The sequence below is a fragment of the Brevibacterium sp. HMSC22B09 genome (assembly GCF_001806795.1).
In the GTDB taxonomy this organism is placed as follows: Bacteria; Actinomycetota; Actinomycetes; order Actinomycetales; family Brevibacteriaceae; genus Brevibacterium; species Brevibacterium ravenspurgense.
Genome location: NZ_KV786013.1, coordinates 69439 through 95129 on the forward strand (window position 1 = coordinate 69439; position 25691 = coordinate 95129).

Here is a 25691-nt window from a genome sequence, read left to right on the forward strand (position 1 = left end):
GCGTGAGGTTGCATTAAAGCGTGAATCTGGCCTGTCGGCTAAGCGGGTGGGGCCGTGGAATCAGCCGCGGCGGCGAGCCAAAGCTCGCAGGCCGAAGCCTCCGCCGATGAAAGCGGCCGCCGCAGCAAGTGCCGCAGCGATGCTCACACCCGTGCGCGGCAGAGCCCCGCCCTTCGAGGAGGGCGCCTTCGCCTCGGGGCCGGCCTTGTCGCCGGCATTGCCGGTGGCCTTGTCGCCGGCCTTGTCAGTCGGCTCGTCGCCGGCTTCATCTGCGCCGCCATCTGCGCCGCCATCACTGCCAGCATCGCCGGAGTCTCCCGAGGTGCCGCCCTCCTGGCCGTCTTCAGAGCCTCCCGTGGGGTCATCGGAGGGGCCGTCAGCGTTGTCATCGCCCGGTTCTTCCTCTGCAGGAGGCGCATCTTCGCCGAAGACCTTGCCCAAGCGCAGGAACACAGTTTCACCGGTTGCGTCATCGAGAGCGTCGTTGTCGGTGACGGCGTAGGCCTCGCCGTCAGCCGCGATGGTGAAGCCTTCCAGCTTTTCCTGCGTCCAGCCGTTGAGCGCCTGCAGCTTCGGCAACACGTCAACCGCAACAGCCTTCTTGACCTTCTGCGGCTTTGCGCCTTCCTCTGCAGCGCCGGCCGCGCCACCCGAACCCGAGCCGTCGGCACCCGGAGCGGTGCCGCTGCCGGCGATTGGCGCCTCGTCAGCCGAATCAGCCTCAACTGCACCGCCCGCCTCAGCACCATCAGGCAGTGTGACCTTCATGATGCGCTTAATCGCAGCGTTGGGGCCGTTCTGCTTGTCGCGTTCGATTACGGCGAGGGTGTTCTTGTCGACCACGGTGAGTTCGGACAGACCGATCCAGTCGCCGTCCTTGTCAGTGGAGTCGAGTTCGTAGGAGAACCACTCCCAGGTCTTGTCGGTGGTGCTGTAGCGGCCGATGCGCACAGTGTTGTCGCCCTCGAGCCCTTCGAGAGGCTTGGCTTCGGGGTCTTTCCACAGGGGACGCTGGATTGCGGCGTAGACGTATTCGCCGCCCTTGCCGTCGTCAATTGCGTCAACGCCCTCAAGCCCCCACTTGCCGATGTGCTTGGCAACATCGTCCGGCAAGCTGATGGTCTCCTTGATGTTGAGCTCGCCGTCCGTGCGGTGGATCGCGTTCTTGTCACCGGTCTTGCCTTCCGAGGCAATCCAGAAACCGCCGTCCTCACGTGCGGAAATGCCCTCAATGTCGAGGCCTTCAGCCGGCTTGCCGTCCTGCATGACGGAGCGAGCGTCAGTAATGCGGGCGGGTGCGTTCTTGTCGCTGACATCGACCGTGTACACGCGGCCTTCGGCCAGAGCGGAGTCCGATGCGGCGTACAGGGTTTTCGCGTCAGTCGGGTGGGCGGTCAGAGCGCCCAGAGCGCTGAAGCCCAGTTCGGACTTATCCGCCACGATCGACGGCTGCGGGTCCTGCTTGTCCGACAGCTGGTAGACGTTGACGGCCGAACGCACGCCGTTCTTGGCTTCGTCGACCTCGCTGGAGACCAGCAGCATGTTGCGGTTCTCCACCGGCAGAATGCCCTCGGGACCGTTGGTGGTGAACAGCAGCTGCACGAATTCGGGCTTGGCTGGGTTTTCAACGTTGTACACGGCCACGAAGTTCGAACGTTCCGAACCGACGAAGGCGTAGCGGGTGCCGTTCATGGTGGCCGTTGCAATGCCCTCGATTTCCGGGCCCTTCTTTTCGGCGCGCTTGTTGTTGTGCAGGCCGTAGCGGTTGGCGATGTCCTCAATCGACGAACCCGCATCCCACACGACCTTGCCGCTGCTGTCGAAAACCGACCATCCGCGGCTGCCGCCCTTCCAGTCGCCTTCATTGGCGGTGGCCAGGTGCTCATCGTCAATCCAAGCAATCGCATCGGGCTCACGCGGCACGCTCTTCAGCGAGTCCGTGGGCTTGATGAGCTTGTCCTTCTTAGCGTCGACGTTCTCAAGGTCAACGCTGCCGGTGCTGAAAACACTCGTAATTTCGTTGGTGTTCAGGTCGATGATCGCCACACCGTTGTTTTCCTGCAGCGTGACGGCCAGCTGGTTGCGGCCGTTGATCGACACGTACTCGGGTTCGAGGTCCTCAGGAGTGTCAAGGCCAGCCTCGGCGACCTTGGGCAGGGGAGTGCCGTCCTCATTGTGGAAGCGAACAGGTTCGGGCTTCCAATCCGAGGCGGGGTCGCCTTCGAGCTTGATCGTCTGGACGAAGCCGGTCGGCTGCTGGGGGAGCCCGCCGTCGCCCTTGTCTTCGTCACGTTCGTTTTCAATCGCAATTGCGGCGCGCTTGCCATCGGGGCTGATGGCAATCGAGTCGGGCTGGCCGCCCAGATCGTAGGAGCCGACCTTTTTGTGGTCGCTCAGCTTGATGACGTCAACGCGGCCCTTGGGGTTTTCGTAGTCCTTGCCGGTTTCGCTGATGACGACGAGCACGTATTCGCCGACAACCGCGACAGACGTCGGTTCGTCGTCCGCGTTGCCAAGGGTTGCCAGGCTGACAGTGCCGAGTCCCTTGGGGCTGCCGGGGTCGCTGACATCGAGGAATCCGATGCGCTTGCCCGCAGCGTCGGTGTAGACCATCGTCTTGCCGTCTTCGGAGATGTCGGAGATCTCGGCAACGGTTTCGTCTGCGATGTCGACGCCGTCAGGGCGGTTTTCGTAGACGGGGTAGGTCGCGGTCCGGGCGAACGAGGCGCCGGAAGCGGCCGTCTGCGCGTTTGCCGGGGTCGTGTCTCCGGATGCGCTGAGGACAGCGGGGGTGATGCCGATGCCGGCGACCAAACCGGCGGCGAGTACTGCGGGGGCAAGACGAGTGAGCTTCACGGATGAACTTTCTGCAGGCCGAAATCGAACCTATTCACCGTCGTACTCGCTGGTGAACTCACCGTTTCGCTGAGGGTAAAACTGCGTGAACGGGCTGGGCGGGGTGTGGGGTGGCGGGTTGCCTGCGCGGCCGCGGCGGGCCGTTTCTGGCACCGCGGCGGGCGCTTTCTGGAACCGCGGCGGGCCGTTCTCACGCTTTAATGCAACTTCACGCGCTGATGCGCTGCATTAAAGCGCAAATCTGCATCAGCGCGTGGATTCGAGCTGGCTGACCGAGTTGTACGCGCCGGCCGCCTCGATTTCCTCGGCTGAGAACTCCGACGGCTCAAGGTCATAGCCACGCGCATACTCCGCCAGAAAGGCCTGCTCGACCGCATCGACAGTGACGTCCGGATGGACTTCGCTGATCGACCCGCCGGTCGCGGGGTCCCAGTCGACCCCGAGTGCCGCCTCGACATCCGTCAGCACGGAGCGAATGGGGTCCGGGTCGGTGATTATGACCGACGATGAGAACAGCCACCCCGTCTTCGTCACCCGCTGTGCCGTGCCGATCGCCTTGATCTTCCCGGCGACGTTGACGCTGTGTTCACCGGGACAGTACTCGCCGGGGATCTCCCCAAGCCGCGCGTCGACCCCCACTGACTGCAGGGCCCGCACATACATGTCACCGAACGAGGTGAAGCGTGCCTGAGTGCCCGTGAACATCTGGTCTGCGGGCTCCACGTGGTCGATCACGAGGCTGCCGTGGTGGTAGGCCGCAACTCGTCCGCCGAGTGTGCGCAGCAGGGGAGTGAACCCGGCTTCGCGCGCCTTGCCGACCGCGTCGTCGAACCCTGCGAGGAACCGGTCACGCCCGCCGAACACAACGGTCGACTCGGGCCGGTAGATGCGCAGTGCACCGGGCCTGCGCCCCGCACGCACCGAGTCGAGGAGCACGCGAGCCAGGGACAGCGTGGTCAGCGGGTCGTCGTGACCTCGGGGCAGAAAATGGAGTGTCGACACGAAAACACTGTAGCGGGACGCTTTCGAACGGTGTGTGTTCAGCGTCGTGTCAGAGGGTCAACGTAGGCTGGGATGGTCAGGACACAGGAGGTCATCAGATGAGCAATGACAAGAGGCTTTCGGCCAAGCAGCCCTTCGGCGGCCCGAACGCAGACACCTCTGACCGGATTGCGGCCATCACCCCGCAGCGCGGTGTCATCGGGCATGCGGTTCTTGAAGCCGCGACGTGGCTGGCCGTGATGTCCTCTGTCCTGCTGACGTATTCTCTGGCCGGTGTCGTGGGCTTTGCATCTTCGGCCCGCGGGGGCGCGCTCGCAGCCGTTGTGCAGCGCGAAGCTGACGGCGACTTCAACCGCAATTTCGCCAATCCTGCGTACTTGGCGGTCATCGTGCTTTTGGGCATTGGAAGTTTCCTGCCGCTCAAGCGGGTCCGCTCGATGGAGTTTTCGCAGCGCACTCTGATTCTGACCATCACGTCCGTGCTGACGGGCATCACCCTTATTGTCTTCGGCGTGTACTCAACTGTGTGGATGGGTGCGATTGCCGCGTTGTTCCTCGGTGCGCTGATTTCTCTGCAGGTCATTCACACCCCGGAACTGCACACCAAGCCCTGGCGTGCGGGCACCGTGTCTGCGGTGATCTTCTTCTTCATCGGCGCAGTCGCCCAGATTCGGGCGGGCATCGGGGCGGGTATGCCCGCTGTTCCGTGGACGGTCTTCGCATCCGGCATTGTCATCATCCTGGCCGGTGTGCTCATCATCGTTTCGCCGCTGCAGCGCTCTCGCATTCCCTCCACCGGGGCGTTCCCGCTGACCCGTGCGCTGCAGCAGGCTCGCGCCCACGTAGATGTGGGCACCCCGTGGCCGGTATACGCGCTGTTCAGCGTGATCGGCTCAATTTTCGTGGTGATTGTGCCTACTGCTTCTGACGAATCGTTCGGCATCATGAGCCTCGGGCTCATGGTGTGTGCCGTTCTGGTCGGTTGGGCTGCCGGGTACGAGGCGGGGCCGACTTTCGCTCCCGGCATGACCCGGCCAAGGCTCACCGCCTTTTCGCTTATCGGCGCGGGCGTTCTCGCCATTCTCGGCGGCATGGTCCACGAAGTCTCCGGCACCGCGCTTCTGTTCGCCGCGGCTGCCTTCGCCGTCGGAGTGGGCGTGCGAGCACAGGATTACCAGGTGTCGCGGCGCATCGGCTTGGGCATCGGTGCCATCATCACACTGCTCATCCTCAGCCTGGACGCACGCTTCACAGTCGTGCTGAGCGAAGCCTCAACCTGGAACATCACAGGCTCTGCAGTCGCAGTGTCGAGTGTCGGACTCCTGGCCATGGTCGGCGGCATCATTGCGCTGTTCCTGTTCTCACCCACCGGTATTCACGGCATCGGCGTCGACATCGTCCACGCGTTCCGCACGCGGACAGCAGACGGGCAACCGGGTCAGTCTGCCGGTTCTGCAGGCGCGCACGGCCCCAAACAGCCGCACGCACCGGCCGCACCTGCTGGGCACGGTGGGCAGGCAGCTCAGTCCGGTGGCGGCCTGCAGACGCCCTCCGTGCGGACCGCGCAGAGCGGTTTCTTCATCGCGGTCGAAGGTCCCGACGGTTCGGGCAAGACAACGCAGATCGACTTCATCCGCAAGCACTTGGCCGCCCGCGGCCTGCACAATGTCGAAACCACCCGCGAACCCGGCGGCACCGACAAGGGCAAGCAGATCCGCGCCGCAATTCTCGACGGCCAGGGAGTCACCCCGAAGTCCGAGGCGCTGCTGTACGCCGCCGACAGGTCACACCACGTGGCCTCGCTGATCGACCCCACCCTGAGGTCCGGCGGAGTCGTCGTCACCGACCGCTACATCGACTCCTCGCTTGCCTACCAGGCGGCCGGCCGCGAACTTGCAGAAGAAGACATCTTCGCCCTGTCCGCGTGGGGAACTGATGGGCTCATGCCCAATCTCACACTGCTGTTGGACATTTCCCCAGAAGCCTCCGCACAGCGCACATCACAGCGCGGCAATGAAAATCACCTGGACAAACAGTCCGCAGAGTTCCGCGGCCGAGTGCGCGCACGTTTCCTGTCTCTTGCGGAAGAAAACCCGCACCGCTACGTGGTCATCAACGCCGATCAGCCCGCACAGAAGGTCTCTGAGGACATCGCCGCGGCTCTCGATGCGGCACTTGATGCTGCGGGCCTGGGCCGCAGGCCGCAGGGGCAGCAGGACCACTCGCAAACCCCGCGGCGCTCCTCAGCGGATCTGCTGGCATCGGACGACCCCGATGCCACACAGGCCATGCCTTCGCTCGAAGCTGAGAATGTTCGTGCCGAATCAGAGCAGCGCTCACAGGGCGCGTCTGGCCAGTCAGCTTCGGCGCAGGGTCCGGCGGTTTCACAGATGCCCGTCGTGAAACCGGCAGAAGAACAGCAGAAACCAGCTGACGGATCGCAGGAAACAAGCGATGGCCAAAAGCCAGCTGACGTGCAGCCAGAACCAGCGGAAGAACAGCAGGAGTCCGCTGAACCGGAACAGGTCGAAACTGCTGCGGGCAGCGCTGAAGGTGCTGACACCGCCGCAGACCCTGACAGCAGTGTTCCGCCGAAGCCGGAAGCGAAACCTGCTCCCGTGCCGGAAGCTGACACAATCCTTCCGGACACACCGTCTGTGAGCGCTGACGACGATGCCGCAACCCGCATTCTGCCGTCCCAGCCGGAACAGAGCGCCGAAAAGCTGCGCAAGCAGGCCGAAATCGAACGCCAGGCGCGTGAACGTCTGCGTCAGGCCCGCAGGGGCAAACGGTGAGTGTGTGGGACGACCTCGTCGGCCAAGAAGCAGCCATCAGCGAACTTTCCGCTGCTGCGGCCGGTCAGGGGATGACGCACGCGTGGCTTATCACCGGTCCACCCGGTTCGGGCCGATCTAATGCGGCTCGAGCCTTCGCTGCCGCGCTGCTGACTGAAGACCACGGCGCAAGCCTCAGTCCCGAGGCGCAGCGAGCGCTCTCCGGCACCCACGAATCAATGACGATGCTGCGCACCCAGAAGTCCGTCATCTCCATTGACGAAGTGCGCCAGCTGGTCAGCACCTCGCAAAGCTCACCGGTCAACGCCGATTGGCGCGTCATCATCATCGAAGACGCCGACCGCATGGCCGAACGCACCTCCAACGTGCTGCTCAAAGCCATCGAAGAACCACCGCCGACCACGGTGTGGATCCTCTGTGCGCCCAGCCCCGAAGACGTACTGACCACCATCCGGTCGCGCTGCCGGACCGTGGGCCTGCGCATCCCGCCGGCAGAGGCCGTTGCCCAGCTGCTGGTCAACCGCGACGGTGTCGACCCCGAGCGTGCCAAATGGGCTGCTGCCGCCGCACAGAACCACATCGGACGGGCCAAACATCTGGCACTTGATGACGACGCAGCGCAGGCTCGCCGCAGGATCCTTGAAATCCCTCAGCGTCTCACATCCGTCGGCGCAACAGTGCGGCTGGCGGGTCGAACAGTCGAAGCGGCGTCCGAACGCGCGGAAGAGCGCACAAAAGCCCGCTCAGAAAAGGAACGCGCTGAACTGCTTGAAACCTTGGGTGTTGAACCCGGCAAAGCAGTGCCGCCGGCTCTGCGCCCGCAGGTGAAGAGGCTGGAAGAGGAACAGAAGCGCCGGGCAGTTCGCGCACGGGCTGACGAACTCGACTCGATCATGCTCGAACTGCTTTCGCTGTACCGCGATGTTCTGCTGACCCAGCTGGGCAGTGGGGACACACTCATCAACATCAGCGAAGCCGAACTCATCCGCGAAATCGCCGCACAAGACGACGCCACAACAACACTCAAACGCATCAACGTGCTTGAACTGGCCCGCGAACGCCTGCAGACCAACACCGCACCCCTGCTGATCGTCGAAGCCGCGTTCATCGGACTGGCCAACCCCTGGCTGGAAACTCACACGACGCTCTGAGCCGATGCCCTGAGTCCGCGCGCTCGGGAGCAGTACGCAGGAACGGCGCTGCCAGCAAACGGAGCCCCGCATAGCACCTGCCGCACCACATCACCTCAGCGCGCGGGCAGCCTCCACAAGCCGGCGAAGTCCCGTGTGCAGTTCACTCTCCGGCCCGCCGAAGCCAACAACGATCCCATCGGGCAGTCCACCGTCATCCACACCGTCAGGCAGCTGTCCAGCCCAGTACTCCGACAGCGGCTGCACCCGAACCCCGTGCGATTGAGCCGCGGCAACCAGCTCAGCTTCCGGCAGATCGACCGTGACAACAGCGGCGAGGCCGCCCGGCACCTCGTCAACATGGAATCCGGGAACCCGCCCCAGCACCGTCCGCACAACATCCAACTTGATCCGATGCTGTGCGCGCACCGCCGCCGCGTGACGTTCCAAACCACCCGACTCAATGAGTCCAGCCACTGCCCGCTGCAGAATCCGGCTCACCGGCGCTCCCAGCTGTGCGCGCAGAACCGCAAGATCACCGATCCACTCCACCGGCACGTGCAGGTGGCCCAAAGCAATACCGGGGCTGATGAGCGACGCCAATGATGACAGCAGAACGACCGGTGCGCGCTCCGAAACCGCAAGCCCAGCCAAAGTCGGCAAAGGCGCTGCGTCCCATCGGAACTCGGCGGTGTGATCATCCTCGATCACAGTGAAACCATGCGCATCGGCTGCAGCCAATACCGCCAGGCGCCTGGCCAGCGGCAGCGAACCGCCCAGCGGGTACTGGTGCGACGGCGTCACAATGAGCGCGTCCAGACCATCTGGGATCTGCTCGGGAACCAGCCCGTGATCGTCAACGGGCACAGGAATCAGCCGGTGGCCCAAAGCCTCGACAGCTCGTCGCAGGCCCGGATACCCGGGGGACTCAATGCCGATGCTCAGCACTGGCCGTCCAACTGACACTGCCGACCCGGTCGCGTCTCCACCTCGTCCCATTCGGTGCTGCAGACAGTCCAGAACCAGCCGAAGGCCGTCGCGAGCACCCGCGGTGACGACAACCCGCTTGGCAGAGGCGGGCATACCGCGCACACGTCGCAGCCGGTCGGCAAAAGCGACTCGCAGTTCGGCAAGACCCAGTGGTTCTGAGCTCCCCTCCCGGAAGTCTTCTTCGGCTTCACGCGCGGCGGCCCGCCAGGCCGCCCGCCACATGGGCGACACCACCCCGGAGCCGTCCACGCGGGAAGGCAGGAGACTGATCGGCGAGGTGGAGCTCGCCTCCGCGCCCCGTGCCCCGGTCCCGCTGTCCGCGGCATCCGCGCGCCTCACCGAGCCGGGTTCACGAGGCGCCTGCCGGCTGCCGGGCAAACCGGTTGGGGTCGGCGGGTGCTCGGCTGCCGCTGGGCGTGGGACCGCGGCGAGGTCGGGGCTGACGATCGTGCCAGAGCCTTCTGCCGACACAATGCACCCTTCGGCGGTCAGCTGTTCGTAGGCGGCGACGACGCTGCCACGGGATACGCCCGCCAGGCGGGCGAGGCTGCGGGTTGACGGCAGTTCGGTGCCGGGAACGAGAGTCCCGGTTTCAATGAGGGAGCGCAGCTGACCGGCGATCTGCACGGGAAGCGAAACGCTTGTGCTGCGATCAACGGACACAGGCAGCGTCACTGGGCGAGGGGTGCGGGCCATGCTCAGACAGTAGCTGACCGCCGGATAAGTGGTCTAATGCTGGGATGCAGAACTGGACCTGGCTTTGATCCGCTTTACGGGCCACGATGGGCGAAGTCACATCAGTTGGCCGCCCCGGCACAGTGCCGCAAATGTCGCAGGCATCGCACGCCCAAGCGGCCGAAGCCCGAAAGGATTTCCCATGGCAGCACCCGGACATCAGACAGCCGCTCAGTCGAGCATGGTCAAGCGAGGCCTGGCAGACCAGTTCAAGGGCGGCGTCATCATGGACGTCGTCACTGCCGAGCAAGCCCACATTGCCGCTGATGCCGGTGCGTGTGCCGTCATGGCCCTTGAGCGCGTGCCTGCCGACATCCGCGCGCAGGGCGGTGTGGCCCGCATGTCCGACCCGGACCTCATCGACTCGATCATCGAAGCCGTTGACGTTCCCGTCATGGCCAAGGCCCGCATCGGCCATCAGGTCGAAGCGCAGGTGCTGCAGTCGCTTGGTGTGGACTTCGTTGACGAATCCGAAGTCCTCAGCCCCGCCGACTACGTCAACCACATCGATAAGCACGCTTTCGACGTTCCGTTTGTCTGCGGTGCCACCAACCTGGGTGAAGCGCTGCGCCGCATCAACGAGGGTGCCGCCATGATCCGCTCCAAGGGTGAGGCCGGCACGGGCGATGTTTCGGAAGCCACCAAGCACATCCGCACGCTCAACCGCGAAATCAACGAAATTGCAGCCCTGTACGAAAACGCGCCCGACGAACTCTACGTCCGTGCGAAGGAACTCCAAGCGCCGTACGAACTGGTCGTCGAAACCGCCCGTGAGCGTCGCCTGCCGGTTCCGCTGCTTGTCGCCGGCGGTGTCGCCACCCCGGCTGATGCCGCGTTCATGATGCAGCTGGGTGCTGACGGCGTGTTCGTCGGTTCCGGCATTTTCAAGTCCGGCAACCCCGAAGCGCGTGCCAAGGCCATCGTGACCGCCGTGCAGAACTACAACGACCCGACCGTCATCGCGGATGTGTCCCGCGGCCTGGGTGAGGCGATGGTCGGCATCAACGTCGCGGACCTCCCCGCGCCGCACCGCCTGGCCGAACGCGGTTGGTGAGCCTTCTGGGCTGACCCGGGCTCAGCACGGCCCGTGTCAGCCCAGAGTGGCCGGGCTCAGTCCAGCCCGGCTCAGTCCAGCCCGGCTCAGCTTGGCAGACCTTCTGTCAGCAGGTGTTCGAGCATGCCGGCGGTCAGCGTGGTGCGCGGACCGATCCAGTCGACGAGCGCGTGTTCGTCATCAGCGTGCGACCCTCCGCCGACTGTGCCGAGGCCGTCGACGGTGGGCACTCCTATGCCGGCGGTGAAGTTGCCGTCGGACCCTCCGCCAACCGAAATCGGCCGTACTTCCGGCAGTCCCTGACTGTCGGCGATGTGCTGAGCCAGTTCGATCAGCGGTCGGCTGGAACGCTCTTCCATGGGCGGGCGGTTGATGCCGCCGGTCAGTTCGACCAGCGCCCCCGGCAGGTGCGGGGTGAGCGAATGCAGTGCTGAGTCGACCCGCAGTTGTTCGGCGACCGTCAGTGCGCGCGAATCAATGTCGAGCTGCGCCTCTGCCGGCACGGTGTTGGTTGTAGTGCCCGAGTGCATGGCAGTGGGGATGACAGACGTGCCCACCGCAGGGTCGTTCAGCCGCTCCACGGTGAGGATCTGGTGGGCGGCTTCGACGGTGGCGTTGATGCCGCGTTCGGGTTCAACGCCCGCGTGGGCGGCCCGCCCGGTGATGTTCAGGCCGTAGAGTGCAACACCCTTGCGCGCAGCTTTGAGCTCACCATCTGGCCCGCCGGATTCGAAGACCAAGGCGGCCGAAGCCCCGTGGGCCTCCGTTTCGATCAGGTGGCGTGATGATGGTGAGCCGAGCTCCTCATCGCCGTTGATGAAGATTGACAGCCCATCGAGTGAGCCGAGTTTCTTCTGCACGCGGGCGGCCGCGTACAGGGCGATGAGGTTGCCGCCCTTCATGTCGTCGGTGCCAGGGCCGGTGATGACGCCCTTGTTGACGGCAAACGGCATGGTGTCGAGCGTGCCGATGGGCCACACGGTGTCATGGTGGCCGATCATGACGACTTTCCGCGGCTGTGTGCCGAACCGCCACAGCAGGTGGGGAGTGTCGGAAACCGTGATGATTCGCGGCGCCACGCCCAGCAGTTCTTTGCCGACGGCTGCGTGAACTCTGGCGGACTGTGACAGGGCGTAGTGGTCCATCGACGGTGATTCGCATTCCACGAGTGTGCGGAAATGGCGGATGAATCGGTCGAGTTCCGTGCTGTCCACTGGTGATTCCCTGTCCTGATTCTGCTTACTGTCGACGTGTATGTGCGTGCCGCCTGTCATGCGGCTGTTGGGGTTGCCCCTTGTCACCTTACTGGGTGGGCGTGCAGCGGTTCCGGTCGTTTTGCCCTTGTCTTTGCGTTCGAGTATCATTTTCCGAGTTGCCGCCTTAGCTCAGTCGGCAGAGCGATTCACTCGTAATGAATAGGTCGCCGGTTCGATTCCGGCAGGCGGCTCGGCATAAAAGCTCCCCTTCCAGGTTCGGAAGGGGAGCTTCTTTTTGTCTCACGAGGCGCCGCTCGCCTTCGCGCTTTCTCGCGCCAATGTGCACGCGCTCGCCTCACCGGCCGTTCAGATGAATCCGGCCGCATCCTGCTCCTGGGTGGCAAGCCCGTCGAAGAGGAAGTCGAGCTCCACCTCGTGTGCCGTGGGGGAGTGTGGTCCGGGTTACAGTAGGGTGCAGGAAAGGCAGACCTTCTACCGGGAGTGCTACGTGAAGATCAGCGGAGACGTCGTCGTCGGAATCGACGGTTCTGGTTCAAGCCGCAAAGCGGCGCAGTTCGCCGTGGACAACTTCGCGCAGGACGCTCCCATTGACCTTGTCACCGTCATCAAAACCGAACGCCCGGCAGGCGACTACGAACACAATCTGCCCGGCACTTTCTCAACCGTCGGAACGCCGGAAGAACGTGAAAAGGGCGAAGCTGCGATTGAGCGCGTCATATCGAAGCTCGTCATTCCCGAAGGCGCTTCAGTGAAATCCCGCGTGCTGTTCGGCGACCCGGCAGAAGAGCTCGACAAGTGCGGTATGGACGCCGGCCTGCTGGTCATCGGCCACCACGGATCAGACCAGCCCGTTGCCGGAAGGATCGGCACCGTCAGCCGCGGCTTGCCGGGACACGCACTGTGCCCGGTTCTCATTCACCGACCCGTTGACGATTTTGAAGACAGCGAAGACGGCCGTGACGAACGCCCCGTCATTGTCGGCATGGACACCTCGGAATATTCGGCGGTTGCCGCACTCGACGCAGCGGAATTTGCGCAGCGGGCGGGAGTTCCCCTCCAAGTGGTCGTCGCCACCGGAACTCTGGAAAACTCTGACCGGGCCAACTCGCAGGTCGACTTCGACCTCACGTGGCTGCGCTCAGAATTCCGCGACCTCAAGGCGTCCGCGAAGTTCGTCGAATCTTCCAACCCCGTCGAAGCGCTCGCTGAGGGTTCTGCCGACGCGCAGCTTCTGTGCATCGGCAAGCGCGGTGTGAACCTGTTCCACGGAATGGCGGTCCAGCTGGGTCGAGCCGCAGCCGGACTGGTGACCGAAGCGCGCAGCTCACTGCTGCTGTCGACATTCCGCGACGACCCGCGCCTGGCCAGCCGCCGCATCATCAACTGACTTCCGTTCACTGCCTCCGCCCTGCGGTGAAAAGCCACGGGCGGGAATAGAGCCCCGGCCGTGTCTGTCTCCCGTCAGGCTCACCCTGCCGGCACGCGGTGCTCCGCTGGGTGCTTCACCCCAGGCGGAGTGCCGCGCGGGCGGCGTCGCGCAGATGCTGCTCGATGACGTCTTTGTCGAGCCTGCGCACCACGTAGGGCGTCGAATTGAGCATCCCGATGACCGCCTGAACAAGCACCCGCACCCCGGCCCCTTCAAGGTCGGGGTGCACGTGTATCAGCACGTCTTCCCAGCCGGTCATATATTCCCTCTGCAGGCGGCGCACGCGTTTGCGATCACTTTCCTGCAGGGCCTCGAAGTCGCGGTCCTGAATGCGGATGAGCTCCGGTTCGTTCACCGCGAATTCCACGTGGAAGGCCAGGAGGTCTTCCATTGCCTCGCGCGGCTGTGCGCCACTGTGGGCTGCGACGATGCTGCTCATGCCAGCGTGCAGCCGTTTGGAAATGCCGACCAGAAGTTCGGCCAGCAGCGCTTCTTTTGAATCGAAGTGCCTGTACACCGCAGGCCCGGAAATCCCCGCGCCCGCGCCGATGTCGTCAATGCTGACGGCGCGGAACCCTTGACGGGCAAACAGCTTTTTGGCCGAATCGAGGATCTGCTGGCGCCTGCGCTCTTTCGCGGCCTGCCGCTTAGTCGGGGCCGGTGAAGCTTCCGAGGTGCCGCCGGCTTCACTGCCTGCTGTCACCTGATTGTCGGGTACCTGGGCGTTGCCGGGGCGGGTCGCGCCTGTTGCGCTGCGTGTCATGCCGCCCTCCTTTGCTGGGCTCTTTCGCCGCCGGTGTTCTTGCTTGTGTCTGGAGACACATCGGCATACTATACTTTCAGTTAGTGGCAATTCACTGAAATCGGCAAGCGGCAGTCAGAAAGCACATTCTGAAAGCCCGTCTGAAGGTCTGAAACCTCACGGCCCAGTGGTATCCAGTACGAAGGAGTTCGGATGAAGACACTAGGCACGCCGCCTGATGCTGCGGTCGGCGCCGAACGCGCCGCGGCGCACCAGACGCTCATCGACGAACTGCGTGAGCGCATTGCCCAGACCGCCCTGGGCGGTTCTGAGCGTTCACGGCAGCGGCACATCGACCGCGGCAAACTGCTGCCCCGGGATCGTGTCGAACAGCTGCTCGACCCGGGCACTCCGTTCCTGGAGCTGTCGCCGCTTGCTGCTAACGGCATGTACAACGACGACAGCCCGGGTGCTGGAATCATCACCGGCATCGGCGTCGTTGCTGGCCGCACATGCGTCATCGTCGCCAATGACGCCACGGTCAAGGGCGGGACCTACTACCCGATGACCGTCAAGAAGCACCTGCGCGCCCAGGAAGTTGCGCGCGAAAACCAGCTTCCCTGCATCTACCTGGTCGACTCCGGCGGTGCCAACCTGCCGAATCAAGACGACGTCTTCCCTGACCGCGAGCACTTCGGCCGCATCTTCTACAACCAGGCGACCCTGTCGGCCGCCGGCATTCCGCAGCTGGCCGCTGTCATGGGCTCGTGTACTGCCGGCGGTGCGTACGTTCCGGCGATGGCGGACGAATCGATCATCGTCAACGAACAGGGCACGATCTTCCTGGGCGGCCCGCCGCTGGTGAAGGCCGCAACCGGCGAAGTCGTCACAGCTGAAGAGCTTGGCGGCGGTGCTCTGCACTCACGCACCTCGGGTGTCACCGACCACCTGGCGGCCAATGACGAACACGCTCTGGAGATCATGCGCGATGTCGTGTCCACCCTGCCCCCGCAGGAAAGCCTCACCCCGGCGTGGGCGCGCAGGGAACCGCGCGAACCGCTGTTCAGCCCGGACGAACTCACCCAGGTGGTGCCGGCTGATCTCAAAACCCCGTACGACGTCCGCGAAGTCATCGCCCGTCTGGTCGACGGCAGCGAGTTCCACGAATTCAAAGCCGAATACGGCACAACGCTCGTCACCGGCTTTGCCCACCTGGATGGACACCCCGTGGGAATCATCGCCAACAACGGCGTGCTGTTCGGCGAATCCGCGCAGAAGGGCGCACACTTCATCGAACTGTGCGACCAGCGCGACACCCCGCTGATCTTCCTGCAGAACATCACCGGCTTCATGGTCGGCCGCGACTACGAAGCCGGCGGTATTGCCAAGCACGGAGCGAAGATGGTCAACGCAGTGGCCACCGCCCGCGTACCGAAGTTCACCGTCGTCATCGGCGGTTCCTACGGAGCCGGCAACTACTCGATGTGCGGGCGGGCCTACAGCCCGCGTTTCCTGTGGATGTGGCCGCACACCCGCATTTCCGTCATGGGCGGCGAACAGGCAGCCAGCGTGCTCTCCACCGTCAAACGCGACCAGATTGAAGCTCGCGGTGAAGAATGGTCGGCTGAAGAAGAAGCCGAATTCAAAGCGCCTGTCCTTGAGCAGTACGAAACCCAGGGTGTGCCCTACTATTCGACCGCACGGCTGTGGGATGACGGCATCATCGAACCCGGCGACACCCGCCAGGTGCTCGCACTGGCTTTGGAAGCCGCCCGCTACGCCCCGCTTGCCCGCCCCAACAACGCGCCCGGCTACGGCGTGTTCAGGATGTGATCGCTGTGTTTTCAACAGTTCTCATTGCCAACCGCGGTGAAATCGCCCTGCGCGTTATGCGCACCTGCCGTGCGCTGGGCATCAAAACGGTTGCCGTGTACTCCGATGCCGACGCCGAGGCGGCACACGCCAAAGCCGCCGATGTCGCGGTTCGCTTGGGTCCGGCAGCTGCTGCGGAATCGTACCTGCGGATCGACAAGGTCATTCAGGCCGCCAAGGACACCGGTGCCGAGGCGATTCACCCCGGCTACGGCTTCCTGTCGGAAAACGCCGAATTCGCTCAGGCCTGTGAGGACGCGGGGATTGTGTTCCTCGGTCCGACCGCCGAGGCCATCCGCACGATGGGCGACAAGATCACAGCCAAGCAGGCTGTGGCTTCGCGCAATGTGCCGCTGGTTCCCGGTGTGGCCGAAGCCGGCCTGACGGACGAACAGCTCATTGAGCGGGCTGACGAGGTGGGCTTCCCCATCCTCATCAAGCCCTCAGCCGGAGGCGGCGGCAAGGGCATGCACGCGGTGCACGACCCAAAGGACCTCAAGGACTCTCTTGCTGCAGCCCGCCGCGAGGCAGCGTCGAGCTTCGGTGATGACACCCTGTTCATTGAGCGCCTGGTTGCCACGCCGCGGCACGTTGAAGTGCAGATCCTCGCTGATGAGCACGGCAACGTCATTCACCTGGGCGAACGCGAATGCTCCCTGCAGCGCCGCCACCAGAAGGTCATCGAAGAAGCTCCGTCAGCGCTGCTGGACGAAGAAACCCGCGCGGCCATCGGCCAGGCTGCCTGCGACACCGCCCGCTCCGTGGGCTATCGCGGTGCCGGCACGGTCGAGTTCATCGTCTCGGCTGACAAGCCCGATGAGTTCTTCTTCATGGAGATGAACACCCGCCTGCAGGTGGAACACCCCGTCACCGAAGAGGTCACGGGTGTTGACCTGGTCGAGTGGATGCTGCGGATCGGTAACGGCGAAGAGCTTTCGCTGAAGCAGGAAGACATCACGCTCACCGGCCACTCGATCGAAGCGCGCGTCTACGCGGAAGACCCCTCCCGCGGCTTCCTGCCCACCGGCGGAACGGCACTCGACGTGCAGTTCCCCGAAGGTGAGGGCATCCGCATTGACGCCGGTCTTGAAGCCGGTCAGCGGATCGTGTCTGACTACGACCCGATGATCGCCAAGGTGATCGTCACCGCTGATGACCGCGAAACCGCGCTGTCACGCCTGGACTCCGCGCTCGCACGCTCAGCCGTGCCGGGCATCACGACGAACATCGACTTCGTTCGTCGCCTGGTCCGCCGTGACGATGTTGTCGAAGGCAAACTCGACACGGGCCTGATTGACCGCATGACGGAAGATGAACTTGCCCACGCTGCCGGTGAGATCGACAAACTGTTCGCCGCGGCGTTCGTGGTGAGCACCCGGGGAGCCGCGGGAACACAGAAACTCGGCGGCACCTCGGCAGGGGAGCGCGCAGAAGCGCCCAGTGCGTGGGCTCGGCCCAACGGGTGGCGATCCAGCCGCCAGCCTGCCGTGAGCGTGAAGCTGGCCCACGGCGGTGAAGTCGAGACCGTCGTGTGGCGCGGCGAAGAGCTCACGCGAGTCACCACGGAAGCCGGTGACACGGTGTACAAGCTCACGATCGACGGCGTGCAGCACACCGCGATGCTGTGGGCCGACCCGGACACCCGCATGATCTGGGTCGCCAGCGAACGAGGCGTCTACAGCTTTGCGCGCCCCGTTGCCGAATCTGAACTCGACCCGGGTGCCGCGGGTGCCGACATCTGCGCACCCATGCCAGGGTCGTTGACCCAGCTGCTGGTCGAAGACGGTGCGGAGGTCGCAGAAGGCGACCCGATCGCCGTCGTCGAGGCCATGAAGATGGAGCACGTGCTGCGCGCACCCGCAGCCGGCACCGCCCACGTCAAAGCCACGGTCGGCGCTCAGGTGGCACTGGACGAAGTGCTCGTCACGATCGTCGACGAAGAAGCAGAAGAAGACTGACCCAGAACTTAAGGAGAGCTCATGAGCTTCACCCCAGGAATGCTGCCGGAGGAATACGAAAGCCTCCGCAGGGCAGTTGCTGATTTCACCGACAACGAAGTCGCCCCCGTTTCAGCTGAACTCGACCGCAAGCACGAATTCCCCTATGAACTCGTCGCGAAGATGGGCAAGATGGGCCTGTTCGGCCTGCCCTTCCCGGAAGAGTACGGCGGCATGGGCGGAGACTACTTCGCACTGTGCCTGGCGATTGAGGAAATCGCGCGCGAAAACCAGTCGCTGGCCATCACGCTCGAGGCCGCTGTTTCGCTCGGTGCCATGCCCATCTACCTGTTCGGCACGGAAGAGCAGAAGAAGGAATGGCTGCCCAAGCTCACGGACGGTTCCGGTCTTGCATCCTTTGGCCTGACGGAACCCGAAGCCGGATCAGACGCCGGCGGCACCCGCACCAAGGCGACGCTGGAAAACGGCGAATGGACGATCAACGGTTCGAAGTCGTTCATCACCAACTCCGGCACCGACATCACCCGCCTGGTCACCGCGACCGCCGTCACCGGCACCCGCGTGGGCAAGGACGGGAAGGAAAAGCCGGAGATCTCCACCATCATGATTCCGGCCGGCACTCCCGGCTTCACGGCTGAGCCGCTGTACGACAAGGTCGGCTGGAACTCCTCCGACACCCACCCGCTGACCTTCGACAACGTCAAGGTTCCCGAAGAGAACCTGCTGGGTGAGCGCGGTCGCGGCTACGCAAACTTCCTGCGGATCCTCGATGAGGGGCGTATCGCGGTTGCCGCGCTGTCTGTCGGTGCCGCGCAGGGCTGTGTTGACGCGTCCGTGAAGTACGCCCAGGAGCGCATGAGCTTCGGCAAGCCGATTGCCAGCTACCAGGCGATTTCCTTCAAGATCGCCCGTATGGAAGCCCGTGTTTCGGCAGCTCGTGCGGCCTACTACGAAGCCGCTTCGAAGATGCTGGCCGGCGAACCGTTCAAGAAGGAAGCATCCATCGCCAAGCTCATTGCAGGTGAAGCAGCCATGGACAACGCGCGCGACGCCACACAGGTCCACGGCGGCTACGGCTTCATGAACGAATACCTGGTGGCCCGCCACTACCGCGACTCGAAGATCCTCGAGATCGGCGAAGGCACCACCGAGGTGCAGCTCATGCTCATCGCTCGCGCTCTCGGGCTGTGATCTGAAGCTGGGCTGACGAGGTGGGGCTCGGCTTGAGCTGAAACTTCGGCTGCCGAGCCCGTGCCGCTGAGCGAAGCAGCCGGCTGTCGCAGCAGGTGTGAAAACCTGTCGCGACAGCCGGCTGCTTGTTGCCTACAGCTGCTGTGTTCGTCAGCCGTGTGTCTCAGGTTCTACAGGCCGCCGGTCTTGAGCTCGTTGGCGATGTAGTCGGCCTGACGCATTGCAAGGGCAACGATGGTCAGGGTTGGGTTTGCTGCGGCTCCGGTCGTGAACAGTGAACCGTCAGACACGAAGAGGTTCGGGATCTCATGTGCACGTCCAAAGCCGTCCACCGGTCCGTCTTCAGGCTTCGCCGCCATTCGACAGGTGCCCAGATTGTGGGTTGAAGGGTATGGCGGTGTCCTATGGACGTCGAGGGCACCGACTGCTCGGTAGAGGTCTTCGGCCTTGCCGTAGGCGTACTCGCGCATGGAAATGTCGTTTTCGTGGTCGTCGAAATGCACATTCGGCACGGGCAGGCCGTTGGTGTCGGTCGCCGTCGAGCTGAGTGTTACCCGGTTGGATTCCTGCGGCATGTCCTCGCCGACAATCCACATGCCGGCAAGTTTGTCGTAGTTGTCAATCCAGCGGGTGAGGTCCTCTCCCCAGTTTCCGGGATCGATGAAGCTTGCCAAGAACGCCGGTCCGAGTGAAATGGTCTCCATGTAGTAACCGCCGACGAATCCGCGCGAGGGGTCGTGAACAGATTCGTCGGCAATGATCCCGGCCATGGTTTCGCCGCGGTACATGTGCACCGGCTTGTCGAACATCGCGTAGGCGGAGCCTGTCATGTGGCGCATGTAGTTGCGACCGACCATGCCCGATCCGTTGGCCAGCCCATCGGGGAATGCCGATGTTGCGCTCATGAGCAGAAGGCGAGGTGTCTCAATCGCGTTGCCGGCAACGCAGACGACTCCCGCTGCCTGTCGGTGCATTTTGCCTTCTTTGTCCATGTACAGGACTGAGTCGATTCGGCCAGAGGCGTCATGGGTGATCTGCACTGCCGTGCTGTCGGGGCGCAGGTCCAGGAGCCCGGTTTCCAGAGCGCGGGGAATCTCGCGGACGAGTATCGACCATTTCGACTTGTTCTTATCGCCCTGGAAGTTGAAGCCGTCTTGGATTGATGCGGGGCGGCCGTCATAAGGCTCGGCGTTGGTTGCGTAGGGGCCGGTGGCGTAGTGCTTGTAGCCCACGCGTTCAGCACCGGCTGCAAACACTTTGTAGTTGTTATTGGCTGGCAGGGGTGGTCGGCCGTGGCGGTGTGTTGACCCCATTGCGATCTCAGCCCGGTCATAGTAGGGGGCTAGATCTTCGAGGGTGATCGGCCAGTCAAGCAGATTCGCTCCGGGGACGTTGCCATATGTAGTTGCCGCTTTGAATTCGTGGGCTTTGAATCGCGGCGTGGCACCTGACCAGTGTGTTGTCGTACCGCCGACGGCCTTGACAATCCAGGCGGGCAGATTGGGGAAGTCCTGTGCAATTCGCCAGCTTCCCGATGTTGTCCGTGGATCAAGCCACGCCATCTGGTTGAAGGCTTCCCACTCGAGGTTTACATAGTCTTCGTTCTGCAGGTATGGGCCGGCTTCAAGCAGCACGACGGGGATGCCCTGGCGTGTCAGCTCATAGGCCAGGGTTCCGCCTCCCGCACCGGAACCGATGATGACGACTGCACGATCATCATTGAACTCAACCATCACGACACCCCTTCCTTGTGCCCCGGTCCGAAGTCCGGCAGCGGTTCCTCTGATTCTTCGATTCGCGGTTCAGGCAGCCAGTCGAGGTCATTGAACCCGCGGTTGATGTATCCGCCCTTGTCGAACGACGGACCTTCGTAGCCGACGCTTGACCAGACTTCTTCGTCTTCGTACATCGTCAGAATGGTCATCCGGCGGATGAAGGAAAAGAACTCTGTCCGCTCTACTTTCTTGAGCGCTTCCAGCGCCTCTTCGTAGGGAAGCGTCGAGAACTTTCGGTCGGCGCCCGCGTCGATTGTCTCGACCCCCTGGATGAGCTTCATCCGAAACCAGGGAGATTCGTCGGCCATCGAGATGAGTTTGTCGGCCATCCGCTCATAGGGTCCCTGGGGAAAGTTTTTATGCGGAAACGCCGTCGCGAGTATTTTCACCAAGACCTGTTTGGCTTCGTCAGAGAACTCCATAGCGTTGAGCGCCCCGTACTTAGCCGGAAGTGAATTGGGCATCGGCATCTTGTACCTCCTTCGTCGTTGAAGTGGTACCGACGCTAACCCTCGCAGAGCCAGCAGGTAAGGCGCGGATCTCAGCTATTGATAAACGTGCCGGTAGAAGTGTGGGCCCAGTCGATACATGCGACCTACTCGCGATGCTGCCGAGCGGAGTACGTGCTCAATGCGAGTGCGCATGCCTTCGTACGCCGATGTGGGAGCAGATGCGGCTATTGACCCTAGAAGCACTCCGTTTGTGCTGAAGAAGGGCACTGCAACACAGGAGACCCCTTCCTGAAATTCCTCGTGTTCCCAGGCGATTCGGTCGCGTTCTATAGCTTTCAGCTCAGACAGGAGATCACCGAGATCGGTGATTGTTCGACCCGTCAAAGCTGGCATTCCCGACTCGGTGAGGACCTGTTTCCGAGAGCTTTCGTCAAGTGCCGCAAGACCTAGCTTGCCGAATGCCGACGCGTGGGGGTTTTCTCTGAACCCGAAGCTCATAGGGGCAAGACGGGGTGCGGCAGGGGAATCACACACATGAGCGACGACGAAATCCATACCCCTGTGGATTGCCAGGTATGTTGCCATTCCGAGCCGTTGGTGAATCTCGCTGAGCTCTCTGCGGATCTCTTTGCTCAGGCCAAGGTCAGCATGTAGACGGACACCGAACTTGTGAAGGCGGTAGCCCAGCGCGTAGGTCTGTTCGTTCTTCAAGTGGACGAGGAGCTCTTCAGCGCACAACTCACCCAGAAGCCTGTACGTGGTGGGAAGCGGTATCCCCGTCCCCGCAGATACGGCTTTGGCATCCGAGCCTCCGTTTTCTGCGATGTACTCAATGATCGCCAGAGCTCGCTTCAAGATCCCGTCCCTGCTGGGCTTGGCAGCCGGGTTCTGGAGTTGTCCTTCGCTCATGGCGTCAGTTTGGCACACCGTCTTTTCAAGCGGCACATGTTTCGTTCTCACTGATCGATAAGAGGTGAGGACAGGTGGGTTCACAGGTGCAACAGTTGTGCTGACAGTGATCAAACGAGCAGGAGGGTGCGATGTACTTCATCGTTGTTAAGTTCCCGGTGAAACCTGAAAGTGTCGAAGATTGGCCGTCAATTGTTGCCGAGTTCACTGAGGCGACTCGTGCAGAAGATGGAAACCTGTGGTTCGAGTGGTCGCGGAGCCTTGCGGACCCGAACGAGTTCGTGCTTGTTGAGGCATTCACCGACGAAGGTGCGGAGCCGCATGTGACCAGTGAGCACTTCGCTAAGGGCCTGGAGGCCATGCGGCCGCACTTGACGGCTACACCGAAGATCGTGTCTCGGCAGGTCGACGGTGAAGGCTGGGACGAAATGGGCGAACTGAAGATCTGACAGCATATAAACCGGAGGCCGGGGTGTTTCGACCCCGGCCTCCGCTTCTGTCTAGGCTGAAACTGTGCCGATAACCCATTCGATTCTCACCACCGCCGCCAACCATCCCGACCGTCCGGCGATCGTCGGCGAACACACCCGTCTGAGCTACGGAGAACTTGCCGAGGACGGCCGCCGCGTCATCGCCGCCGCGCGCCACCTGCTGGCTCAGGCGCCGAACCTGCCCACACCCACCCCCGAAACCCAGGGGGCGCCGGTGATCGCGGTGAGTTCCACCTCGGCATTTGAAGCCGCCCGCATTATGGCCGGCCTGGCCGGCTACCGTGCGGTGTCGGCAACCATCGACCCGCGCTGGCCGGTGGACCACCAGCGGCACGTGATTGCCGAAGTCGGCATCGGCCTGGTGATCGTCGATGATGACCAGGCAGAGGCCCGCTTGCGCTCTGCTCTCGGCCCGGACTGGGGTGGGGTTGTTGTGCCCGTCCACCGTTTCAGGGAAATAGAGGCGCAAGTGCAGCCTGCCGAACCGCCGCAGGTGCGGGATGCTGCCGAGCCGTACCTCATGCTTTTTTCGTCCGGCACGACCAGCAGCCCGAAGGCGTTTCTCAAAACCCGCGGCCAGTACAGGGCAAACTTCGCGGTGTCCTCGCGGTACTTGGAGCCGCTGCCGGGAGTGGCGACCCTTGCACCCGGGGCGTTTGCGTATTCGCTGACGCTGTACGCGGCGGTTGAATGCTTGGCCAGCGGGGGAGAGGTCCACCTGGCTGACGAGCTTTCCCTGCCCGGTCTGGGCAAGCGTGTGGCGCAGCAGCAGATCACGCGGATTGTCACAGTGCCGGCGGTGCTGCGCGGCATCATTGCCCAAGCCACCCGCAGGCCTAAGGATTTTGCGGGGCTTGAACTCATTGTGGTCGGCGGGGCTAACCTGCCCAACGAACTGCGGAAGGACCTAGCTGAAGTGCTGCCGCACGTGCGGCTCATCAGCTACTACGGGGCAGCCGAAATCGGCTTCATCGGGGATGCCCGCGGTGAGGACAGCACGTGGAACCAGATCTACGACGGCATCCAGGTCGAAATCCGCGATGATGAGGGCGTCCCCGTGCCGGATGGTGAAATCGGCACACTGTGGGTGCTTGCCGAGTCGCGCTCCGATGACTACATTGCCGGCACCGCCGATGTTCACCTGCTGGATGAACGAGGCTGGGCCACCGTTGAAGACCAGGGCCGGATTGCCGTGGTGGACGGCAAACGCCAACTGCAGCTTCTGGGACGCAAGGGCGACATCATCAACGTCGGCGGACACAAGGTTGCACTGCCGGAAGTCACACGTGCTTACGCGGGACTCACTGTCGGCGGCCAGCACCGCGAAGCTGTTGCCGTGGGCGTGCCGGATGCTGCACTCGGAACCGCTGTCGCTTTGGTTGTCGAAGTCGGTGACCTGGTGCCTGCTGATTCAGGTGACGGAGTGTGGTCAGACTCACAGGAACAGAGCGGCTCACGGGAACAGAATGAGTCTGTCCCGGTGTTGCCCGAAGAGCTGAGCAAATCCGCACTGCGGGAACACGGGCGCAAAAACTTGGCGCCACAGTTTGTTCCTTCGAAGTATTACGCCGTGGAGGCACTGCCGCGCACAGTCGGCGGTAAAGTGCGAGCCACTGAAACAGTGGGGCTCATTGAGACCGGTGGGAAAGGAGTTGTCCGTCTGTGAACGCGCACCACTCTGAACCCAACCGTGTCTGGATTACCGGAACGGGCGCTGTCACGCCCAGCGGTCTGACGGTTGCCGACACCTGGCAGGCCGTGCAGCACGGACACAGCGGAATCGGAGTGCTCGAAGGCCAAGAATTCGACGGCCTCAGCGTGCGCATCGGCGGACAGGTTCGCGGTTTCAACGCCGAACACCACGTGCCCCGCCACCTGGCCCGACGCTTAGAAAACTTCCACCTGTGGGCCATCGCAGCCGCCGACCAGGCCCTCGAGGAAGCCGCAGACATACAGACCAGCCCAAGTGGCGCCTCGTCAGCTGACCTCCCGTGGGATCCCGCCCGGGTCATGATCGTGACAGCCACCGGGTCCGGGCCCATCCGACCTCAGCAACGCTCAGCGCTCGCCTACGCCGAAGACGGCCAGCGCGGCGTGCCGCTGACCCTGTCCATGCACGGCGCACCGGATTCTCCGGCAGCACTCATCAGCCAGCGGTACGGAATCACCGGGCCCGCCCACGCCGTGTCCGCCACCTGCGCATCCGGGGCCGTCGGTCTGGGCGAGGCGCTGCGAGCTTTGCGCCACGGCTATGCGGATGCCGCGATTGTCATCGGCGTTGAAGACTGCATCAACCCGGCCAACCTCGCGTCGAATGCGAACATGCGTGCGCTCGCCTCTGGTTTCAACGACCGCCCGAAGGAGGCTTCGCGCCCCTTCGACCGCGATCGGGCCGGTTTTGTCATGTCCGCAGGCGCAGCTGCCATCGTGCTGGAAAGCGATGCCGCTCTGCAGCGCCGCGGTGGGCAGGCACTGGCCGAGCTGGCCGGATTCGGCTCATCATCCGATGCTCACCACGCCACCGCCCCCGACCCTGAGGGACGAGGCGCCGCCGCGGCTATGCGCGCTGCCCTGGCCGATGCTGGTCTCACCCCGGAGGACTTCGCCACGGGCGGTCCCGCAGGGGCACCCCTGGGGCACGTGAACGCGCACGGGACCTCCACCTCGGCGGGGGATGCTGCAGAAGCCCTCGCCCTGGAAGCCGTGTTCGGTGATGCTGTCAGCCAGATTCCCGTGACGGCAGTGAAGTCGTCCACCGGGCACCTGCTGGGAGCCGGGGGAGTGCTCGAGGCGATCATCAGCGTGTGCGCCCTGCGTGACGGCGTGATCCCACCAACCGTCAACCTTGACGTGCCCGATTTCCCGAAGCTCGACGTCGTCGCAGCCCGCAAGCCACTCGACCGTGCTGGTCCGTGTATGAGCGCGGTGCTGTCGAATTCCTTCGGCTTCGGCGGACACAACGGTTCAGTTCTCATTAGAACCGTCTGAGCACAGGCTCCCACTGGGTGGTGGCCTGAGCTCCCCGCCACCCAACCTGCAGACAGGCTGGTCAGCCGTCAGAGAAGCGATGCACCGCGGGTGTTGCCCCCTCAT

At 63.6% G+C, this 25691-nt stretch carries 18 protein-coding genes and 1 tRNA gene; 11 read left to right on the top strand and 8 right to left on the bottom strand.

Annotated elements, in window-relative coordinates:
* Window positions 1–60: 60 nt before the first annotated feature.
* Both HMPREF3087_RS05450 and HMPREF3087_RS05455 read right to left on the bottom strand, forming a co-directional pair.
* Window positions 61–2856, bottom strand: coding sequence for an esterase-like activity of phytase family protein (locus HMPREF3087_RS05450; RefSeq protein ID WP_070428365.1), 2796 nt, complete (start codon window positions 2854–2856; stop codon window positions 61–63).
* Between the two features lie 246 nt (window positions 2857–3102).
* Window positions 3103–3858 carry a lipoate--protein ligase family protein gene (locus tag HMPREF3087_RS05455; RefSeq protein ID WP_070428366.1) on the bottom strand — a complete coding sequence of 252 codons (756 nt, stop codon included), beginning with the start codon at window positions 3856–3858 and terminating at the stop codon, window positions 3103–3105.
* A gap of 98 nt (window positions 3859–3956) precedes the next feature.
* Between HMPREF3087_RS05455 and tmk the strand changes: the two genes are divergently transcribed.
* Together tmk and HMPREF3087_RS05465 are read left to right on the top strand one after the other, a co-directional pair.
* The gene (gene tmk, locus HMPREF3087_RS10730) at window positions 3957–6653 is read left to right on the top strand and encodes a dTMP kinase (protein WP_070428367.1); all 2697 of its coding nucleotides are present in this window, start codon (window positions 3957–3959) and stop codon (window positions 6651–6653) included.
* A complete protein-coding gene (locus tag HMPREF3087_RS05465; RefSeq protein ID WP_070428368.1) occupies window positions 6650–7804 on the top strand; it encodes a DNA polymerase III subunit delta' in 1155 nt (384 codons plus the stop codon). Before tmk ends, HMPREF3087_RS05465 begins: the two co-directional genes overlap by 4 nt.
* 90 nt (window positions 7805–7894) lie before the next feature.
* Here the strand turns inward: HMPREF3087_RS05465 and HMPREF3087_RS05470 are convergent, their stop codons facing one another.
* On the bottom strand, window positions 7895–9469 hold the full coding sequence (locus tag HMPREF3087_RS05470; protein ID WP_083272057.1) for a MocR-like pyridoxine biosynthesis transcription factor PdxR: 1575 nt from the start codon (window positions 9467–9469) through the stop codon (window positions 7895–7897).
* A 181-nt stretch (window positions 9470–9650) separates the two neighbouring features.
* On the opposite strand from HMPREF3087_RS05470, the gene pdxS reads away from it, so the two are divergent.
* Window positions 9651–10562, top strand: a complete 912-nt coding sequence (pdxS, locus tag HMPREF3087_RS05475; RefSeq protein ID WP_061940879.1) for a pyridoxal 5'-phosphate synthase lyase subunit PdxS — start codon at window positions 9651–9653, stop codon at window positions 10560–10562.
* An 86-nt stretch (window positions 10563–10648) separates the two neighbouring features.
* Here pdxS and HMPREF3087_RS05480 read toward each other — a convergent pair whose 3' ends face one another.
* A complete protein-coding gene (locus HMPREF3087_RS05480; RefSeq protein ID WP_083272064.1) occupies window positions 10649–11776 on the bottom strand; it encodes a M20 family metallopeptidase in 1128 nt (375 codons plus the stop codon).
* 160 nt (window positions 11777–11936) lie between these two features.
* Between HMPREF3087_RS05480 and HMPREF3087_RS05485 the strand changes: the two genes are divergently transcribed.
* A tRNA-Thr gene (locus HMPREF3087_RS05485) sits at window positions 11937–12009 on the top strand.
* A gap of 257 nt (window positions 12010–12266) precedes the next feature.
* A complete protein-coding gene (locus tag HMPREF3087_RS05490; RefSeq protein ID WP_070428370.1) occupies window positions 12267–13166 on the top strand; it encodes a universal stress protein in 900 nt (299 codons plus the stop codon).
* A 115-nt stretch (window positions 13167–13281) separates the two neighbouring features.
* Here HMPREF3087_RS05490 and HMPREF3087_RS05495 read toward each other — a convergent pair whose 3' ends face one another.
* Window positions 13282–13971 carry a TetR/AcrR family transcriptional regulator gene (locus tag HMPREF3087_RS05495; RefSeq protein ID WP_083272059.1) on the bottom strand — a complete coding sequence of 230 codons (690 nt, stop codon included), beginning with the start codon at window positions 13969–13971 and terminating at the stop codon, window positions 13282–13284.
* Window positions 13972–14163: 192 nt separating this feature from the next.
* Between HMPREF3087_RS05495 and HMPREF3087_RS05500 the strand changes: the two genes are divergently transcribed.
* From HMPREF3087_RS05500 to HMPREF3087_RS05510, 3 genes are read left to right on the top strand one after another with little or no spacing between them, the layout of a single operon-like run.
* On the top strand, window positions 14164–15783 hold the full coding sequence (locus HMPREF3087_RS05500) for a carboxyl transferase domain-containing protein (RefSeq protein WP_070428371.1): 1620 nt from the start codon (window positions 14164–14166) through the stop codon (window positions 15781–15783).
* A 5-nt stretch (window positions 15784–15788) separates the two neighbouring features.
* Window positions 15789–17780 (top strand): acetyl-CoA carboxylase biotin carboxylase subunit, encoded by a 1992-nt coding sequence (locus HMPREF3087_RS05505; RefSeq protein ID WP_070428372.1) that lies wholly within the window; start codon window positions 15789–15791, stop codon window positions 17778–17780.
* A gap of 21 nt (window positions 17781–17801) precedes the next feature.
* A complete protein-coding gene (locus HMPREF3087_RS05510) occupies window positions 17802–18971 on the top strand; it encodes an acyl-CoA dehydrogenase family protein (RefSeq protein ID WP_070428373.1) in 1170 nt (389 codons plus the stop codon).
* 170 nt (window positions 18972–19141) lie between these two features.
* Here the strand turns inward: HMPREF3087_RS05510 and HMPREF3087_RS05515 are convergent, their stop codons facing one another.
* The 3 genes from HMPREF3087_RS05515 to HMPREF3087_RS05525 all read right to left on the bottom strand — a co-directional run bounded on the left by HMPREF3087_RS05515 (window position 19142) and on the right by HMPREF3087_RS05525 (window position 22107).
* Window positions 19142–20704, bottom strand: a complete 1563-nt coding sequence (locus tag HMPREF3087_RS05515; RefSeq protein WP_070428374.1) for a GMC family oxidoreductase — start codon at window positions 20702–20704, stop codon at window positions 19142–19144.
* Complete coding sequence (locus tag HMPREF3087_RS05520) at window positions 20704–21210, bottom strand: hypothetical protein (protein WP_256173049.1); 507 nt, start codon at window positions 21208–21210, stop codon at window positions 20704–20706. The genes HMPREF3087_RS05515 and HMPREF3087_RS05520 overlap by 1 nt, the downstream gene beginning before the upstream one ends.
* 81 nt (window positions 21211–21291) lie before the next feature.
* A complete protein-coding gene (locus HMPREF3087_RS05525) occupies window positions 21292–22107 on the bottom strand; it encodes an IclR family transcriptional regulator (RefSeq protein ID WP_070428424.1) in 816 nt (271 codons plus the stop codon).
* A gap of 131 nt (window positions 22108–22238) precedes the next feature.
* Between HMPREF3087_RS05525 and HMPREF3087_RS05530 the strand changes: the two genes are divergently transcribed.
* The 3 genes from HMPREF3087_RS05530 (at window position 22239) to HMPREF3087_RS05540 (ending at window position 25586) form a co-directional block, all read left to right on the top strand.
* Window positions 22239–22556, top strand: coding sequence for a putative quinol monooxygenase (locus HMPREF3087_RS05530; protein ID WP_070428376.1), 318 nt, complete (start codon window positions 22239–22241; stop codon window positions 22554–22556).
* A gap of 64 nt (window positions 22557–22620) precedes the next feature.
* Entirely contained in the window at window positions 22621–24264 is a 1644-nt protein-coding gene (locus HMPREF3087_RS05535; protein WP_070428377.1) for a class I adenylate-forming enzyme family protein, read from the top strand.
* Complete coding sequence (locus HMPREF3087_RS05540) at window positions 24261–25586, top strand: beta-ketoacyl-[acyl-carrier-protein] synthase family protein (protein ID WP_070428378.1); 1326 nt, start codon at window positions 24261–24263, stop codon at window positions 25584–25586. The genes HMPREF3087_RS05535 and HMPREF3087_RS05540 overlap by 4 nt, the downstream gene beginning before the upstream one ends.
* The last annotated feature ends 105 nt before the right edge of the window (window positions 25587–25691 follow it).